General features: G+C 71.3%; 17 protein-coding genes. 4 read left to right on the top strand and 13 right to left on the bottom strand.

Going from position 1 to position 15,594, the window contains the following annotated elements:
• Window positions 1–42: 42 nt before the first annotated feature.
• Window positions 43–1,260 (top strand): NAD(P)/FAD-dependent oxidoreductase, encoded by a 1,218-nt coding sequence (locus ACFKCF_RS05510; RefSeq protein ID WP_394491252.1) that lies wholly within the window; start codon window positions 43–45, stop codon window positions 1,258–1,260.
• A 92-nt stretch (window positions 1,261–1,352) separates the two neighbouring features.
• On the opposite strand, the gene ACFKCF_RS05505 is transcribed toward ACFKCF_RS05510, so the two are convergent.
• Entirely contained in the window at window positions 1,353–2,318 is a 966-nt protein-coding gene (locus ACFKCF_RS05505; RefSeq protein ID WP_394491250.1) for a DUF5937 family protein, read from the bottom strand.
• A 70-nt stretch (window positions 2,319–2,388) separates the two neighbouring features.
• Here ACFKCF_RS05505 and ACFKCF_RS05500 point away from each other — a divergent pair, with 70 nt between their 5' ends.
• Both ACFKCF_RS05500 and ACFKCF_RS05495 read left to right on the top strand, forming a co-directional pair.
• Window positions 2,389–3,246, top strand: coding sequence for an alpha/beta fold hydrolase (locus ACFKCF_RS05500; RefSeq protein ID WP_394491248.1), 858 nt, complete (start codon window positions 2,389–2,391; stop codon window positions 3,244–3,246).
• A gap of 79 nt (window positions 3,247–3,325) precedes the next feature.
• Window positions 3,326–4,465, top strand: a complete 1,140-nt coding sequence (locus tag ACFKCF_RS05495; RefSeq protein ID WP_394491246.1) for a serine hydrolase domain-containing protein — start codon at window positions 3,326–3,328, stop codon at window positions 4,463–4,465.
• 69 nt (window positions 4,466–4,534) lie between these two features.
• On the opposite strand, the gene ACFKCF_RS05490 is transcribed toward ACFKCF_RS05495, so the two are convergent.
• Window positions 4,535–4,996, bottom strand: coding sequence for a MerR family transcriptional regulator (locus ACFKCF_RS05490; protein ID WP_394491244.1), 462 nt, complete (start codon window positions 4,994–4,996; stop codon window positions 4,535–4,537).
• Window positions 4,997–5,074: 78 nt separating this feature from the next.
• Between ACFKCF_RS05490 and ACFKCF_RS05485 the strand changes: the two genes are divergently transcribed.
• Window positions 5,075–6,517 (top strand): MFS transporter, encoded by a 1,443-nt coding sequence (locus tag ACFKCF_RS05485; RefSeq protein ID WP_394491242.1) that lies wholly within the window; start codon window positions 5,075–5,077, stop codon window positions 6,515–6,517.
• Between the two features lie 386 nt (window positions 6,518–6,903).
• Here ACFKCF_RS05485 and ACFKCF_RS05480 read toward each other — a convergent pair whose 3' ends face one another.
• The 11 genes from ACFKCF_RS05480 to ACFKCF_RS05430 all read right to left on the bottom strand — a co-directional run bounded on the left by ACFKCF_RS05480 (window position 6,904) and on the right by ACFKCF_RS05430 (window position 15,550).
• Window positions 6,904–7,950, bottom strand: a complete 1,047-nt coding sequence (locus tag ACFKCF_RS05480) for a LacI family DNA-binding transcriptional regulator (RefSeq protein WP_394491240.1) — start codon at window positions 7,948–7,950, stop codon at window positions 6,904–6,906.
• A 29-nt stretch (window positions 7,951–7,979) separates the two neighbouring features.
• Window positions 7,980–8,576, bottom strand: coding sequence for a DUF1707 domain-containing protein (locus ACFKCF_RS05475; RefSeq protein WP_394491238.1), 597 nt, complete (start codon window positions 8,574–8,576; stop codon window positions 7,980–7,982).
• 73 nt (window positions 8,577–8,649) lie between these two features.
• Window positions 8,650–9,411, bottom strand: coding sequence for an ABC transporter permease (locus ACFKCF_RS05470; RefSeq protein ID WP_394491236.1), 762 nt, complete (start codon window positions 9,409–9,411; stop codon window positions 8,650–8,652).
• 9 nt (window positions 9,412–9,420) lie between these two features.
• Window positions 9,421–10,179: an ABC transporter ATP-binding protein gene (locus tag ACFKCF_RS05465; protein WP_394491235.1), complete on the bottom strand. Its 759-nt coding sequence runs from the start codon at window positions 10,177–10,179 to the stop codon at window positions 9,421–9,423.
• Window positions 10,180–10,624: 445 nt separating this feature from the next.
• Window positions 10,625–11,047: a hypothetical protein gene (locus ACFKCF_RS05460; RefSeq protein WP_394491233.1), complete on the bottom strand. Its 423-nt coding sequence runs from the start codon at window positions 11,045–11,047 to the stop codon at window positions 10,625–10,627.
• Window positions 11,048–11,058: 11 nt separating this feature from the next.
• Complete coding sequence (locus ACFKCF_RS05455; RefSeq protein WP_394491231.1) at window positions 11,059–11,319, bottom strand: hypothetical protein; 261 nt, start codon at window positions 11,317–11,319, stop codon at window positions 11,059–11,061.
• Window positions 11,316–11,693: a DUF2089 domain-containing protein gene (locus ACFKCF_RS05450; protein ID WP_394491229.1), complete on the bottom strand. Its 378-nt coding sequence runs from the start codon at window positions 11,691–11,693 to the stop codon at window positions 11,316–11,318. The genes ACFKCF_RS05455 and ACFKCF_RS05450 overlap by 4 nt, the downstream gene beginning before the upstream one ends.
• Window positions 11,694–11,838: 145 nt before the next feature.
• The gene (locus ACFKCF_RS05445; RefSeq protein WP_394491227.1) at window positions 11,839–13,626 is read right to left on the bottom strand and encodes an FtsX-like permease family protein; all 1,788 of its coding nucleotides are present in this window, start codon (window positions 13,624–13,626) and stop codon (window positions 11,839–11,841) included.
• A gap of 5 nt (window positions 13,627–13,631) precedes the next feature.
• Window positions 13,632–14,366: an ABC transporter ATP-binding protein gene (locus tag ACFKCF_RS05440; protein ID WP_394491225.1), complete on the bottom strand. Its 735-nt coding sequence runs from the start codon at window positions 14,364–14,366 to the stop codon at window positions 13,632–13,634.
• Window positions 14,363–14,884 (bottom strand): PadR family transcriptional regulator, encoded by a 522-nt coding sequence (locus ACFKCF_RS05435; protein WP_394491223.1) that lies wholly within the window; start codon window positions 14,882–14,884, stop codon window positions 14,363–14,365. The genes ACFKCF_RS05440 and ACFKCF_RS05435 overlap by 4 nt, the downstream gene beginning before the upstream one ends.
• A gap of 180 nt (window positions 14,885–15,064) precedes the next feature.
• The gene (locus ACFKCF_RS05430; RefSeq protein ID WP_394491221.1) at window positions 15,065–15,550 is read right to left on the bottom strand and encodes a hypothetical protein; all 486 of its coding nucleotides are present in this window, start codon (window positions 15,548–15,550) and stop codon (window positions 15,065–15,067) included.
• Between the last annotated feature and the right edge of the window lie 44 nt (window positions 15,551–15,594).

The following is a 15,594-nucleotide window of genomic DNA, read 5'->3' as shown; positions in this document are numbered from 1 at the left end:
TCGGAGCAGTGAGACACCAGGCAGCAGAAGGGAAACCTCGCCATGTCCACTCCCGGACACCACACCCTCCGCAAGGTCGTCGTCATCGGCGGCGGTTACGCCGGCACGCTCGCGGCCAACCATCTGCGACTGCGCGCCGACGTCGGCATCACCGTGGTCAATCCCCGCCCGGAGTTCGTCGAACGGGTCCGGCTGCACCAGTTCGTGGCCGGCACCCGTGAGGCCACGGTGGACTACGGCACGCTGCTCGGCGAAGGCATCCGGTTGGTCGTCGACAGCGCCACGCGCATCGACCCCACCACCCGCACGGTGCGGCTGGCGTCGGGCGGCGCGCTGGACTACGACTACGTCATCTACGCCGTCGGCAGCACCGGGGCGATACCGTCCTCGGTGCCCGGCGCGGCCGAGTTCGCGTACGACCTCGCCGAGCTCGAGCCCGCGCGGCGGCTGCGCGCCAGGCTGGAGGAGTTGCCCGTCGATGCTCCGATCACGGTGGTCGGCGGCGGGTTGACCGGCATCGAGACGGCCGCCGAGCTGGCCGAGCAAGGACGCGCGGTCACGCTGGTGTGCGGCCGGGCCCTGGCGCCGTCCTTCGGTGCCTCCGCCCGCCGGGCCGTGGCCACGTGGCTGTCCCGGCACCGGGTCGCGGTGCTCGAGGCCGACGCGGTGCGCGAGGTCCGGCCGGACGCGGTCGTCCTCGCCGGCGGTTCTGCCGGCGGTTCTGCCGGCGGTGGGGTACGTGCGAGCGCGCTGACCATCTGGGCGGGCGGGTTCGGCGTGCCGCGGTTGGCCGCCGCGAGCGGGCTGCGTACCGACGCTCTCGGCCGGCTGCTCACCGACGAGACGCTGACCAGCGTCGACGACGACCGCATCGTCGCGACCGGCGACGCCGCCGCACCGTCCGGCCGGCCGCTGCGGATGAGCTGCTACGCCGCCGGCCCGCTCGGGGCGCAGGCCGCCGACACCGTGCTGAGCCGCATCGCCGGGACCGAGCCGGCGGTGATCAGCCTGGCCTTCTCGGGGGCGTGCGTCAGCCTCGGCCGGCACACCGGCATACGACAGCTTGCCCGCAAGGACGACACCGCGGTGAACCTCTACGTCGGCGGCCGCATGGGCGCGGCGATCAAGGAGGTGACCTGCAACTTCGCGGTGAAGAGGATCCGCCGCGAGGCCCGCAGGCCGGGTTCACTCATCTGGGTGAAGGGCGGCCCGCGGCCCGAGCAGCCGGCCCCCGCTCCGCGAGGCGTCACGAAGCCGTGAGCGCCGGGGAGCTTGCCGAGCGGTTCGCCTTTGTCGTCGCGGTGGCGGATTGCGCAGCGCTTCTCGGACCGTGGGCAGACCCCGTGGACCTCTTATGGGGCTGAGATGCCCAGCAGGTGGTCCGCCCGTTCCGTGCGCAGGTGAAGCGCCGTTCGGCCCTTACGCTGCGTCGACACGAGACCCGCCCCTCGCAGCGCGCCCAGATGTTGCGAGACGGCGCTTGGGGTGATGGCCAGGCGGGCCGCCAGGGTCGCGGTCGTCAGGGGTTCGGCCAGGGCGGCGAGCAGCGCCGTCCTGGTGTGCCCCAGCACCGGGGCCAGACCCGCCAGCGCCGGCGGGGGCGGCTCCCAGAGCAGGCCGACGCCCATCGCCGGGTAGCGGATCGACGCGGCGGCGATCGGGGACTTGTCGACGCCCACGTCCGGCCAGTTGAAGATGCTGGGCAGCAGGACCAGGCCATGCCCGCCGGTGTCCACCGTGTGGACGGCATGCGGGGTGCGCCGGCCGTGCACCACCAGCTGGCCGCCGTCCCAGGCGATGTCGCGGTGCAGCTCGGCGAACAGCGCCTGCACTCCGCCGTCCACCAGGGTGAGCGCCCGCTTGGCGACGTCGGCCTCCAGCACCGCCAGCGTCCGGCCCCACCGCGGAGCGATCAGCAGCTCGTGGCAACGGTGGAGCGCTTGCGCCAGCCGCGGCAGCACCGCTGCCGGCTCGGGGACCTCCTCCTCCGGCATGCCCAGAACCGCTCCGTACTCGCGCCGGAAGAAGAGCTCCTCCGTGGCCCGCAGCACCTCCAGCTCCATGGCCATCGAAGGCAGCCGCTCCTGCGGCACCGGGAACAGAAACGACGGCATCGGTCCGGCGACAAGCGCCCGCAGCAGCGGCAGCTCGCGCTCGTCCGCGATCAGCGGACGTGCCTTGCCTGCCCAGGGCCGGTGCACCGCGTGTCCGCCCGTGCCCAGCAGGACCCGGAGCGCGAGCACCGTCTCCCCCAGCGGCGAGACGGCGAACCGCACCCTGGCGACCGACGCCGCCGTGAACCTGATCTCGACCGCCATCCGCGCCGCCCATCATGTAGCTGTGGCTGAACGATAGCCCTCACCGCCGCCAACCCCCCACGCTGCGGTCATGGCATTCTTCACCTCGTACGACGGCACCAGGCTGAGCTACCGCGTGTCCGGGGACGGTGCTCCGGTGCTCTGCCTGCCCGGCGGGCCGACGGCCGCCACCTACCTCGGCGACCTGGGCGGCCTGTCCGCGCACCGGCAGTTGATCATGCTGGACTCGCGGGGCACCGGCCGGTCCGCGACACCTCAGGACATCGCGTCCTGTCGCTGTGACCGGCTCGTCGCCGACGTGGAGGCCCTGCGCGCGCACCTGAGCCTGGACCGGATGGACCTGCTCGCGCACTGCGCCGGCGCGAATCTGGCCGTGCGGTACGCGGCCCGCCATCCGCGGCGCGTCAGCAGACTCGCGCTGATCACACCGAGCGTCCGGGCCGTCGGCATCGCGATCGCGGGTGACCTCCGGCTCGAGACGGCTCAGCTGCGCCGGGACGAGTCGTGGTTCCCGGATGCGTTCGCGGCCCTCGAAGCGATCGTGGCGGGCCAGGCCACGAACGACAGCTGGCAGGCCGTCGCGCCGTTCTCCTATGGCCGGTGGGACGAGGTGGCGCAGGCCCATCACGCGGCCGACGCGGAGCAGCAGAGCCCGGAGATCATGGCGGCCTTCGGCGCCCAAGGCGCCTTCGACCCGGCCGCCACCCGCACCGCGCTCGCCCGGTTCGCGCCGCCCGTCCTGTTGCTCGCCGGAGAGGTCGATCTGGGAGCACCTCCTCGGGCCATGGCCGAGTTCGCCGGGCTGTTCCCGAACGCCGAACTCGTCATCCAGCCCCGAGCCGGACACTTCCCGTGGCTCGACGACGCCGGCCGGTTCGTGTCCACCGTCGCGGCGTTCCTGGAGCAGGCGCGGCGCCGGCGGCGGTGACGAAGCTCACATGGCGCCGCCGATGAGTCGAGGCGGCGTCGGCGGTCAACCGTCCGTACACACGAGACAGGATGTACCGATGAGTGACCTGAACGACCTGTTGAAGAGCTACGTCGCTGACGGATCGATTCCGGGAGCCGTGGGCCTGGTGGCCCGCGGCGACACGATGGAGGTGGCGGCCGTCGGCTCCGCCGCCCTCGACGGTCCTGCGATGACCAGGGACTCCATCTTCCGCATCGCCTCGATCACCAAGCCCGTCACGGCCGCGGCCGTCATGATGCTGATCGAGGACGGCCTGATCGGGCTGGAGGACCCGATCGGCCGCTGGCTCCCTGAGCTCGCCGAGCCGAAGGTCGTCCGCACCCCGGCGAGCCAGGTGGACGACGTGGTTCCCGCCGACCGGCCGATCACCGTGTTCGACGTGCTCAGCTCCCAGGCCGGGTACGGCTGGGCGTCCGACTTCACGCTGCCGGCGATCCAGGCGCTGTTCACCGTGCAGAAGGACGGGCGCGAGCCGCGCAGCTTCCCCGAGCCGGACGCGTGGCTGGCCGACCTCGCCCGGCTCCCGCTGCTCCACCAGCCGGGCCGGGCGTGGCTGTACGACACCTGCTCCACCCTCCAGGGCGTGCTGATCACCCGGGCCACTGGCCGGTCACTGCCTGATTTCCTGACCGAGCGGCTGTTCGACCCGCTGGGCATGACCGACACCGCCTTCCACGTCCCGGACGGCAAGCGCGACCGGCTCACCAGCTTCTACCGGACCTCCCCCACCGGGGACCTGTACCTGGCCGACGCCCCGGACGGGCAGTGGAGCAGCCCGCCGCCCTTCCCCCTGGGCAACGGCGGCCTGGCCGGAACCGTCGACGACTGGCTCGCCTTCGGCCGCATGCTCCTGAACGACGGCCGCACCCCCGACGGCCGCCACCTGCTGTCGGCCGAGTCGATACGCCTGATGACCACCGACCACACCACCCCGGCCCAGCGCGAGATCGGCGCGTTGTTCCTGGAGGGCCAGGGCTGGGGCTTCGGCGGCGCGGTGGACATCGCTCGCACGGACCCGTGGAACGTCCCCGGCCGCTACGGCTGGGTCGGCGGCACCGGCACCACGGCCCACATCATCCCGTCCACCGGCACCGCCACCATCCTGCTCACCCAGGTCGCGACCGACAGTCCGATCCCGGCCCCGTGGCTGCGCGATTTCTGGCGGTACGCCGCCTAGCCGACGACGTTGCGCACCGGCGGGAGCCAGGCGACTTCAAGGCAGGGGTTGTCGGCCTGGAGGATCTGCTCAGCCGGAATCCGCCGGGCGGCCTGGCGCCCACAGCCGGTCGGCGTCGCCCGCGGCGAGGCGGCCCCGGTAGACATCGATCTTGTGGTCGATGAGCCGGAGATTCTCCTGTATCTCAGCGAGCTTGGCGATCATGTCGGCGCGGTGGGTCTCCAGGAGGGCAAGTCGTTCCTGCTCGTTGCCGTACCCGGCGGACACGAGCTCGGCGTAGCGCCGAATGGTCTTGATGGGCATGCCGGTGGCCCGCAGCTTCGTGCAGACGGTGATCCACTCGAGGTCGAGCCGGTGATAGCGCCGGCGGCCCCCGGCAGTGCGGCCGACGGGGGTGACGACCAGGCCGGCGCGTTCGTAGTAGCGCAGGGTGTGCACGCTGACTCCGGTGCGGCGGGCGGCCTCGGCGATGCTCAGGCCCGCCTCGGGGACAGCGGGTGCGTGGACCGGCGGCCGATTGACTTCGAGCACGCTCTAAATCCTAACGTCGGGTCAGTCACCGAATCTCCGCACTGCCGATCCCCGGCGGTGTCCTTCGATTGGATCCGCATGCCCGAATTGAGGCAACGCCGCCGGTTCCTGGTGCTCGCGATCTGCTGCGCCAGCATCGTCGTCGTGGTGATGGACATCTCCATCGTCAACGTGGCACTGCCGGCGATCCGCCGCGATCTGCACGCCTCGGAGTCCGGCCTGCAGTGGACGGTCGACGCCTACACCCTTGTGCTGGCCGGCTTCCTCGTACTCGCGGGCTCCACCGCCGACCGGATCGGCCGCCGGCGCGTCTTCCAGATCGGCCTCGCCGCCTTCGGGGCCGGCTCGCTCCTGTGCGGCCTGGCACCGAGCATCGGCTGGCTGATCGCGGCCCGGGCGCTGCAGGCCGTCGGCGGCACGATGCTCAACCCGGTGGCGCTGGCGATCACCGCCGACACGTTCCCTGACCCGGCCGAGCGGGCCAGGGCCATCGGCGTGTTCGGCTCGATGTCCGGCCTGTCGCTGGCGCTGGGTCCCATCCTCGGCGGCGCCCTGGTCGACGGCTTCGGCTGGCGCTCCGTCTTCTGGATCAACGTGCCGATCGTGGCCGCCGCGATCGTGTGCACCGCGCTGTTCGTGCCCGAGTCCCGCGCCGCCCGGGCGCGCCGGTTCGACCCAGTAGGCCAGACCCTGGTGATCCTGGTGCTCGGCAGCGTCGTCTACGCGATCATCGAGTCCAAAGGGCTGGGCTGGAGTTCGCCGGTCATCCTCGGCCTGCTCGCCGTCGCCGTGCTCGGCGTGCTGGGCATCCTCGGCTACGAACGGCGCCGTGCCGACCCGCTGCTGGAGCTGCGCCTCTTCCGCAGCGTGCCGTTCAGCGCGGCGATGCTGATGGCGCTGTTCGCGTTGTGCGGGTTCAGCTCGTTCCTGTTCGTCTCCACCCAGTACCTGCAGGACGTACGCGGCATGTCGGCGCTGGCAGCCGGGCTGTGCATGCTCCCGGTCGGGCTGCTGGTCCTGGTGCTCTCCCCGCGCGCCGGCCGGCTGGTCGGCGCGCGCGGTCCCAGGCTCCCGCTGATGGTCTCCGGGGCCGCGCTGGCGCTCGGTGGCGCCGCGTCGCTCTCGCTCACTGCGGCCACCCCGCTGCCGGCCGTGCTCGCGACCTATCTGCTGTTCGGCATCTTCCTGGGCACTGTCAACCCACCGATCACCAACACGGCGATCTCCGGAATGCCCCGCTCGATGGCCGGGGTGGCCGCCTCATTGGCCTCCACCGGCCGGCAGACCGGCACCACCCTGGGCGTCGCGATCGCCGGAACGATCGTGGGACCGGCCCTGGCCCACGGCGCAACGGCGTATACCGGCGCGGAGCACAGCGTGTGGTGGCTGGTACTCGGGCTCGGCTCCGGCATCCTGCTCCTTGCGCTGCTCAGCACCGGACGCCGGGCCACGGACACGGCCGCGCGGGCGGCGGCACTGTTCGCGGAGGTGGACCACGGCGCGCAGTCCCGAACCGCCTAGCATCACCACCTCTCGGCAGGGACTCGCCGGCCGGCGACCGCGCCCGGCCCGGACCAGGCCGCCGTACATGCCGGCGACACCCTGAACTCGGCCCCGAACACGTGGATGCCCCGGCCGTCTTCAGCACGGCCGGGGCACTGCTGCGGGGCAGCCGATCGCTCCCCCTGACCGCCTACCCAACATGTCCAGAACAAGCGTTTTTGTCCGCTTTTCACAAGGGAGATCCAGATCGACGTGAACCGCCCCTGCCCACCCGGGACCGATCACGGCGACGACCGCTCGGCGGCGGTGATGTCGCCCCGAGGCCGGGTGGCCGAGGGCCCTCGCGTGCCCTCCACCGGCCGGAACGCCGCTTACGGGAGGAGGCCGCCGGCTCCAGCTGAGCGTCAGGCCGGCGGCGGGCCGCTGCTCTCCCGCACGATGAGCTCGGGCTCGTTCCAGGCCGGAAGGGGCAGGGTGGCCTCCGGCTGCAGCCTGCGGAGCAGCAGCCCGAAGCACGCCCGGCCGAGGCCCTCGAAGTCGAGCCGTACGGTGGTGAGCGAGGGGTGGAGGTAGGCCGACGCCGGGGAGTCGTCGAAGCCGACCACACTGAGATCGCCGGGGATGTCCCGGCCGGCCTCGCGCGCGGCCCGCATGACGCCCAGGGCGAGGTCGTCGTTGCCGCACAGGATGGCGGTCACCGAGCGGTCCGCCAGCAGGGAGCGGACCGCGAGGTATCCGGAGCGGGGCGTCCAGCCGCCCTGCAGGGGGTCGGGCAAGGGCCGCCCGGTCGCCCGCAGCGCGTCCTGCCAGCCACGGGTCCGTTGCGGAAGTGCGCTGGTGGAGGACGGGATGGCCACGTAGTGGACGGTCTGGTGCCCCAGGCTCAGCAGGTGGCGCGTCGCGTGCGCCGCCGCGGCCCGGTCGTCCAGCCAGACCTGCCACGGGTCGCCGCCCGAGCCGTTGTCGGGGCGTTCGACGGCGGCCGTCACCGGCACGTCCGGCGGCAGCGCGCCCAGCGCCCGCACGCCGGGGTCGTCGTAGGCGATCACCATGACGGGCTCCTGGGGCCGGTTGAGCCGCAGGGCGACGTCCGCCTTGCTCGCGCCCGGCTCCAGCACGCTGATGCCCACCGAGAAGCCGGCCGCCCTGGCCGCCTCCTCCATGCCGCGCAGCGTGGCGGCGGCGCCGAACAGGGCGGTGTCCGAGGTCAGCACGGTGACCGAGCTCACCGGGCCGCCGGCCAGCGTCCGGGCGAGCCGGTTGGGGCGGTAGCCGAGCTCGGCGATGACCTGCATCACCCTGGCCCGGGTCGACTCGCTCACGCGGGTCTTGCCGTTGATGACGCGGGAGACGGTCTGCTGGGAGACGCCGGCCACCCGGGCGACGTCCCAGATGCTCGCGGACCGGCCGGGAGGAGTGTCCCTCGGTGGCGTGTGACCGGTAACTCCCATGGTCCAGAGCCTACTTGATGGCGGACGCGTCACCGGCGCGGCGCCTGCCACCGGGTGTCGAGCCGGCCGTGCCGCATCCGGCCTGCCAAGCGGACCCGCAACGTCTCCGGCGTGTTGTCGCCCGCGTCCCTGCTGATCGCGACCGAGCTGTGCCGTACCGACAGCTCGTTGGCGTCCACCACCATGCCCGGCGCGAGGATCAGCTCCACGTTGCCGCCGCTGACCCGCAGCTCGATGACCAGCTCGGGCGCGCTGCGCACCGCGTTGGTCAGGTCCAGCATCACGTCGCACCATGCGGTGCGCAGCGCGAGCCGGTGCGGCAGCGTCCACCGGCCGTCACGGCGCACCGAGCCGTGCCGCTCCTTGATGGTGAGCAGTTCGGCGGCCGGCGTCCCGGCGAACGGCAGCGCGAGTGCGCCGGCGCTGCCTGGAACCGCGACCAGATCGGTGACGAGCGGGGCCAGCGCGTCAATGGTGCGGGCGGCCAGCGCCGCGTCCAGCCGCTCGTCGAACTCGACCGGGTCGAGCCGGCCGTCGGCGACGGCGACGCGCAGCAGTTCGATGACCTGGTCGCGTTCCGCATCGGACGCGCGCAGCGCGGGTGAGCTGGGTGGATCTGCCGGCATCCGGCCTCCTCCGTGGCGAGGGGTGGCACCGCGCCACCGAGATCGTTGACTGATGGTCTGAGGAGAGGGCTGCCTAGGCGATCCTGCGGCGGTATGTGGCCATGGCGAAGAGGTACGCGACGATGAGGATGCCGACACACCAGGCGAGGGCGGTCCAGATGTCGGCGCCGACCGGCTGCCGGTTGAACAGGTCGCGGATGGCGTTGACGATGGAGGTCACCGGCTGGTGCTCGGCGAAGGCGCGTACCGGGCCGGGCATGGTGTCGGTGGGCACGAAGGCCGAGCTGAGGAACGGCAGGAAGATGAGCGGGTAGGAGAACGCGCTCGCGCCTTCCACGGACTTCGCGGTGAGACCGGGGATGACGGCGATCCACGTCAGCGCCAGGGTGAACAGGACGAGGATGCCCGCGACCGCGAGCCACCCGAGCGCTCCCGCCCCCGAGCGGAAGCCCATGAGCAGGGCGACGAGCACGACGACCACGAGCGAGATCAGATTGGCGAGCACCGAGGTCAGCACGTGCGCCCACAGGACGGACGACCGTGCGATCGGCATGGACTGGAATCGCTCGAAGATGCCGCTCTTCATATCCATGAAGAGCCGGAACGCGGTGTAGGCGATGCCCGAGGCGATCGTGATGAGCAGGATGCCGGGCAGCAGGTAGTTCACGTACGAATCCGACCCGGTTTTGATCGCGCCACCGAACACGTAGACGAACAGCAGCATCATGGCGATCGGCATGATCGTGGTGGTGATGATGGTGTCCGCGCTGCGCGTGATGTGGCGCAGGGATCGGCCCAGCAGGGCGGCGGTGTCGCCGAAGAAATGCTTGGTCATCGTTGTTCCTTACGCGTTGCGGCCATTGCCGTTGGCGCCGACGAGGGTGAGGAAGACGTCCTCGAGGGTCGGCTGCTTCTCGACGTATTCGACCTTGGCGGGCGGGAGCAGCTGCTTGAGCTCGGCGAGGGTGCCGTTCACGACGATCCGGCCCTCGTGGAGGATCGCGATCCGGTCGGCGAGCTGTTCGGCCTCGTCCAGGTACTGCGTCGTGAGCAGCACCGTCGTACCCCGCTGGGCGAGTTCCTTGACGGCCTGCCACACCTCGATGCGCGCCTGGGGGTCGAGCCCGGTCGTCGGCTCGTCGAGGAAGATCACCGGCGGATTCCCGATGAGGCTCATCGCGATGTCGAGGCGGCGGCGCATGCCACCGGAATACGTCGACACCTTCCGCAGGGCCGCGTCGGTCAGCGAGAAGCGCTCAAGCAGGTCATCGGCGACCTTGCCCGGATTCTTGAGGTGCCGTAACCGGGCGACCAGCACGAGGTTCTCCCGCCCGCTGAGGATCTCGTCGACGGCGGCGAACTGTCCCGTGAGGCTGATGGACTCGCGCACGTCCGCAGCCTGTGTGGCGACGTCGAAGCCGTTGACGCTCGCCGTGCCCGCGTCGGCCTTGAGCAGCGTGGACAGGATGCGCACGACCGTGGTCTTGCCCGCCCCGTTCGAGCCGAGCAGGGCGAAAATGCTGCCTCGGGCCACGGCGAAGTCCACGCCGCGCAGCACCTGCAGCTCGTTGTACGACTTCCGCAGGCCCTGCACGTGGATCACAGGCCCTCGAACTTCATTGGCTGTCATTCGGTTATCCGTTCTCTGGTCTTTTCATCGCCGTGGGACAGGTGGCGGGAAGACGCCGCGTGCGCGCCTTGTACGGCCTTCGCCGCGCATGACCTCTTCGGCCCGGACGGAGCCCGAGGCGGTCTTCGATGAGCGCGCCGTGCGCGTGGTCGACGACGATGTCGCGGCTGGCCGAGCTCACCCGCAGGTCGCCCGTGGCCTCGCCGATTCGGGGGGTATCCGCCGGAGTTCTTGACGACCCCGCAGGGGCCGATCGCGCGGACGCGGACCTCGCCGCTGCCGGTATGGAGGTCGAGCGGGCCGCACCGATGAGCGGCTAGACTTCAAATTGGCAGTTCAACCGTGCTCTGCTGTAGCGGGCGCGGCCTCGGCGGGGTGTTCCAGCACCCTCCCGAGGGCCCGTCCAACCGGACGGCGCCTACTCGCAGAAGACCCGCAAGTGGCCATCGGCCATCTCGAGCTCCACGATGGTCTCGTCGAGGTGCTCCACGAGCGCCTCGAGGTGCTCGGGCTTGAGCTGCTTCAGGTCGAACGGCACGCCCGACTTGCTCAGCTCGGCGTTGGCCCGATCCAGTGCCTGCGTCGGGACCAGGGCCGCCAGCTGTACGCCGGCCCGCAGCAGTTGCAGCGGCACCCGCACGTTGAGCCGCTCCGCCTCGCCCTCATTGACGAACTCCATCACCACCCGCAGGTACTTCGCCCTGCCTTTCGGCCGGGCCGGGGGACCGGCCGCCGTCGGCGGCTGGGCTTGTTCGAGCGCGACGATGAGCCGCTCCGCCTCCTCTACGGTGATCTTGCCCTCGGCCAGCATGGCGAGGATGTCCTTTCGATGTTCGCTCATCGCAACCTCTCCTATCGGATGGCTACGAGCACAGCCGTACGGCTGTACTCCACGTCGAACCAGGTGCCGGGCAACGCGGAGACGATGCGCCAGCCGGTGCCGAGTGCCCGTGCCACACTGAGGCGATAGACGAGGCAGGCCACGACGACCCCCAGTACGGCCAGGACCACGACCGGAGAGAGCACGAGCGCTGCGGGGATCACCGGGATCCAGACCCGGATGGGACGACGGTCCGGGCGTTTGACCCGTACGGTCAGCAACTGCGGTATCACGTGCGCCCCTCCAGTTCGGACAGTGCCTGCTGGGCGGTGATCTCGCCGCGGCGCAACCGATCGATGGTGTCGGCCGGCGGTGGCGCCGGATCGGTCTCGACGAAGTCGAGCATCTGCGTGATCCGGTTGAGTCGTGATTTGATCGTCGGGTAGCTCACCCCGAAGATCCGCTCCATCTGCTTGATGGAACCGTGGCACCGCACGAACGCCGTGACGAAGATCTGATCCTCGACGTTGAGCTGAGCCAGTTGCGGTAGCTCGAACTCGCCCTCGATCGCGATGCCGCTGCCTGCCAGGCGCACCCGCTCGACGAGGAACGGCTGGCCCCGAGTCAGGTTCGTGAGCTCCTGCCAGTCCATCGCCTGCTCTTCCATATTTAATTTATACGCGGGCGCCCTTGAACTTTCAAGATGTTGATCTTAATTTTCTTAAACCGGTGCCTCCTTCGGGCTCCTCCGCGGTCACCCGGCGGCGGGGCGCCCGCGCGTCCGCGCTGAGCGCGGTCCTGAGCCGCGCCGGTCAGGCTGTTTCCGCGCTGAGGGTCTGTGCCACGGGCCGTCGGGCCGCCAGGCGGGCCGGCAGGGCGGTGAGTGCCGCCGTCGCCAGGAGGGTCGCGAGTGCGGCGGCGAGCATCCAGGAGACGGGCGGTGTGATCGTCCTCCCGAGAGAGAACATCGAGTACAGGCCGATGCCCAAGGGGACGCCGGCGAGGGCGCCGAGCAGGGCGGGCAGGAGCTGGGCGGCGGACAGGCCCGCGGAGATCTGTCCGGGGGTGGCGCCGAGGGTGCGCGCGATGGCCATGTTCGCCCGGGCCTCGATGGCGGCGGTCCAGGTGAAGGTGATGGTGTTCACGATGGCGAGCGCGATCAGCAGAATGGTGACGGCGAGCATCAGCCGGCGGTCGTGCTCGACCCGAAGGTTGGGCAGCGCGGAGGAGCCGTTCAGGCCGTAGCCTCGCTCCGGCTGGACGTGGAGGGCCAGCAGGGCGATGATCGTGATCACTGTGGTGGCGGTGGAGCACCCCTGCAGCACGGCGCGGCCCGGCCGGCGGGCGGCCAGGCGCAGCCCGAGCAGCAGCGGGGCGGGCAGCAGCGCGGACAGCGCGGTCAGCCAGGGGCGGTGACGGGGCTGGTGCGCGGTAGCGGACAAGGCCGTGACGGTCGCGGTGCGCAGGGCCCGCAGTGTGGGGCGCAGCGTGGACAGCACCGCCACCGCCACGGCGAGGACGGTCGTCGCGGCGATGGTGGCGCCGGTCGGTCCGCCGATGTCGCCGATCCGGCTGGCGGTGGGGCTGGCGATGGCGGGCACGCTCAGGCGGGCGAGCGCCAGCCCCAGCGCGTCACCGGCCAGCGCCAGCGCCAGGTACTCGGTGAGCAGGACGGTGGCGATCAGGCCGGGGGTGGCGCCCACGGCCTTGAGCAGCCCGGCCCGGCGCGTCTGCTCGGTCGCGCGTCCCGCGGCCAGCGCGGCCACGCCGGTGACGGCCAGGAAGCTGAGCAGCCAGCTGCCGACGACCAGGATCGGCTGGCTGTTCCTGAGGATGACCAGGTCCTGTTGGGCTTCGAACTGCCAGGAGTGGAAGGTGATGCTGATGGAGGGGTCGCTGCTGGCGTCGATGAAGGCCTCGGTCGCGCCGCCGTCGCGCAGCTTGAGATCCGTGGCCAGGGCCACCGGCAGATCGTGGGAGGAGGCCAGCGTGCGGGCGTCCGATCGGGTCATCCAGGCCAGGCCGCTGTAGTCGCTGGGGCCGCCGCCCGGGCCGATCTGCGCCGCCCACGGGTAGATGGAGGTGGCCGCGGTGACGGCGATCCCGACGACGGGGTAGGAGCGGCCGGCGATGGTGACGTGGTCGCCGACCCGCACACCGAGCGCGGTGGCGAAGCCCCGTTCGAGGACCGTGCCGCCGGAACGCACCCAGTGGCCCGAGGTCACCAGAGGCCGGTTGATCGCGCCGGGCGTCTCGGCGAAGCCGTGCACCACCACGGGGGAGGTGGAATCGCGGGTGGCCAGATCGGCGTAGACGATGCGATAGGGGCCGTGGTGGGCGACCACGTCGGCCTCGTTCGCCAGCGTGGCCATGGCCGAGGTCACGGCGGGGCCCGTCTCGCCGGACAGGGCCACCACGTCCGGCCCGGCGGTGGCCGCCCGGGTCTGCTCATACAGCGCGTCGCTCACGCCGGGCAGGGACAGGCCCAGCGCCAGGGTGGCGGTCGAGGCGGTCACCGCGAGCAGCAGCATCGCGGCCTGGACCCGGTGGCGGCGCACGTCGGCCAGCACCAGGCGTACGACGAGCACGATATGTCCCACGCCGTTCAGCCCTCCAGCCCGATCAGGTCGCCGAGCCCGCGCGGGTGGGAGCCGGTCAGCCGGGTGTCGTCGACGAACATGCCGTCGCGCATCGAGACCAGCCGGTCCGCGGTGGCCGCGACCCGCTCGTCATGCGTGACGAGTACGAGGGTCTGGCCCGCCGAACGCAGGTCCTCGAAGATCCTCAGCACGTCGAGGGTCGCCGTGGTGTCGAGGTTGCCGGTCGGCTCGTCGGCCAGGACGACCAGCGGGTCGTTGACCAGCGCGCGGGCGACGGCGACCCGCTGGCGCTGCCCGCCGGACAGCTGCGCGGGCAGGTGCTGGGCGCGGTCGGCGAGGCCGACCCGCTCCAGCAGCAGGCCCGCGCGCCGCCTGGCCTCGCGGCGCGAGCGCCCGGCCAGCAGGACGGGCAGCTCCACGTTCTCGGCCGCCGACAGCTCCTCCACCAGATGGAAGGCCTGGAAGACGAACCCCACCGACCGGCGCCGCAGGCGCGCCAGAGCCCGCTCGCTCAAGGTGTCGATGCGCCGGCCGGCCAGCCACACCTCCCCGCCGGTGGGCCGCTCCAGGCCACCGAGCAGGTGCAGCAGGGTCGATTTCCCGCAGCCGCTGGGCCCCATCACCGCCAGCGTCTGCCCCTCGGGCACCTCCAGGTCGACCTCGTCGACCGCGCGGACCCGGCTCTGCCCCTGACCATGGTGCTTGACCAGGCCGCGGGTCTGGATCACGGCGTCCTTCACTTGTTCCCACCTTCGGACCAGGCCGCTTCACAGGCCGTCAGCCAGCGCAGGTCCGCCTGCAGCCGCAGCACGACCCCTTCCAGCAGCAGGCCGGCGCCCGAGCCCGCCGGCTCGGCCAGCAGCGCCTGCTGCGCCTCGCGCAAGCGGCGCAGCAACTCGCGCCGCTGCGCCGCCACCAGCTCGACCGGGTCGGCCAGCCGGGCGGCGGCGGCCGCGGCGAGCTTGAGATGAAACTCCGCCAGGTCCGGTTTCGGCCAGCCCACCTCGGCCAGCCAGGCGGCCACCCGCTGCTGACCGGCCGGCGTCAGCGCGTACACCTTGCGATCCGGCCGCTCGGCAAGGCCGTCGGCCCGCTCACAGACCACCAGGCCCGCTTTTTCCAGCCGGGCCAACGTCACATAGATCTGACCGCGGTTCATCGACTCGCCGAGCGGGCCGAGACTGCGCCGCAGCCGAGCGTGCAAGTCGTACCCGTGCGACGGCTCCTTGGCGAGCATCGCCAGCACTGCGTCCTGCATGTCACCCCCTAACGGTTGGCTAATAGATAGCGGTTACCCATAAGAGGTGTCAAAACGGGGCGCCTGGCGATCTCCTTTCGCGTCCGGCTTGCCGCGATCATCACATTCGCAGTGCCGCTGACGGTGAGCTCCGCGGTGGCGCATTCACCTGCGCGGTGCTCCTGTGGCGGGCCGAGCCGATCAGTTGAAGCAGTCCTGCTCCTTGAGGGCGATGCCGTAATCCGTGACCTTGCCGTGCTGGACGGTGAAGGAGTAGTAGGCCTTCTTGTTGCCCGGCACCGTGGTCACCCAGAAGCCGTGCGTGTCCTGCTTGATGCGCGGGTAGATCTTGTCCAGCTGCGACTTGGCCGTCCCGATCGCCACGCCTTCGGGGGTCTTGGCGGCCTTGGGCGCGAAGAAGGCGGCGACGCCCATCTTCGGTGAGATGTACAGGCCGACGCTGTTCTTACCGGTCGGATACTTCTTCAGGTCCCAGCCCGAGCAGCCGTCGGCGCCGCCGTCGATCTTCTTGGTGATTCTGCCGGTCGCCCTGGCCTGCTTGAGCGACATGCCGAGCTTCAGGCCGCCGAAGCCGTTCGGACCAAGGACCGGCTTGGTCTGGGCGAGGGCGGGGGTGGCGCCGAGCGTCAGGGTGGCGGCCACGGCGATCACGAGTTTCTTCATCATGGTGGGTATGACGAGCGCGAGGAGCCCCGGGTTCTGAGTAGACC

The organism is Nonomuraea sp. JJY05 (genome assembly GCF_043496855.1).
In the GTDB taxonomy this organism is placed as follows: domain Bacteria; phylum Actinomycetota; class Actinomycetes; order Streptosporangiales; family Streptosporangiaceae; genus Nonomuraea.
Note: the sequence above shows the minus strand (reverse complement) of the source record. Positions and strands in the feature narration are given on the sequence as shown.

Excerpts from the sequence above, each read along its gene's own strand:
- ACFKCF_RS05475 (WP_394491238.1), bottom strand. The coding sequence starts at position 8,576 with ATGCCGGCAGATCCACCCAGCTCACCCGCGCTGCGCGCGTCCGATGCG.
- ACFKCF_RS05450 (WP_394491229.1), bottom strand. The coding sequence starts at position 11,693 with ATGGAAGAGCAGGCGATGGACTGGCAGGAGCTCACGAACCTGACTCGG.
- ACFKCF_RS05510 (WP_394491252.1), top strand. The coding sequence starts at position 43 with ATGTCCACTCCCGGACACCACACCCTCCGCAAGGTCGTCGTCATCGGC.
- ACFKCF_RS05480 (WP_394491240.1), bottom strand. The coding sequence starts at position 7,950 with ATGGGAGTTACCGGTCACACGCCACCGAGGGACACTCCTCCCGGCCGG.
- ACFKCF_RS05430 (WP_394491221.1), bottom strand. The coding sequence starts at position 15,550 with ATGATGAAGAAACTCGTGATCGCCGTGGCCGCCACCCTGACGCTCGGC.
- ACFKCF_RS05495 (WP_394491246.1), top strand. The coding sequence starts at position 3,326 with ATGAGTGACCTGAACGACCTGTTGAAGAGCTACGTCGCTGACGGATCG.
- ACFKCF_RS05505 (WP_394491250.1), bottom strand. The coding sequence starts at position 2,318 with ATGGCGGTCGAGATCAGGTTCACGGCGGCGTCGGTCGCCAGGGTGCGG.
- ACFKCF_RS05435 (WP_394491223.1), bottom strand. The coding sequence starts at position 14,884 with ATGCAGGACGCAGTGCTGGCGATGCTCGCCAAGGAGCCGTCGCACGGG.
- ACFKCF_RS05470 (WP_394491236.1), bottom strand. The coding sequence starts at position 9,411 with ATGACCAAGCATTTCTTCGGCGACACCGCCGCCCTGCTGGGCCGATCC.
- ACFKCF_RS05500 (WP_394491248.1), top strand. The coding sequence starts at position 2,389 with ATGGCATTCTTCACCTCGTACGACGGCACCAGGCTGAGCTACCGCGTG.
- ACFKCF_RS05485 (WP_394491242.1), top strand. The coding sequence starts at position 5,075 with ATGCCCGAATTGAGGCAACGCCGCCGGTTCCTGGTGCTCGCGATCTGC.
- ACFKCF_RS05460 (WP_394491233.1), bottom strand. The coding sequence starts at position 11,047 with ATGAGCGAACATCGAAAGGACATCCTCGCCATGCTGGCCGAGGGCAAG.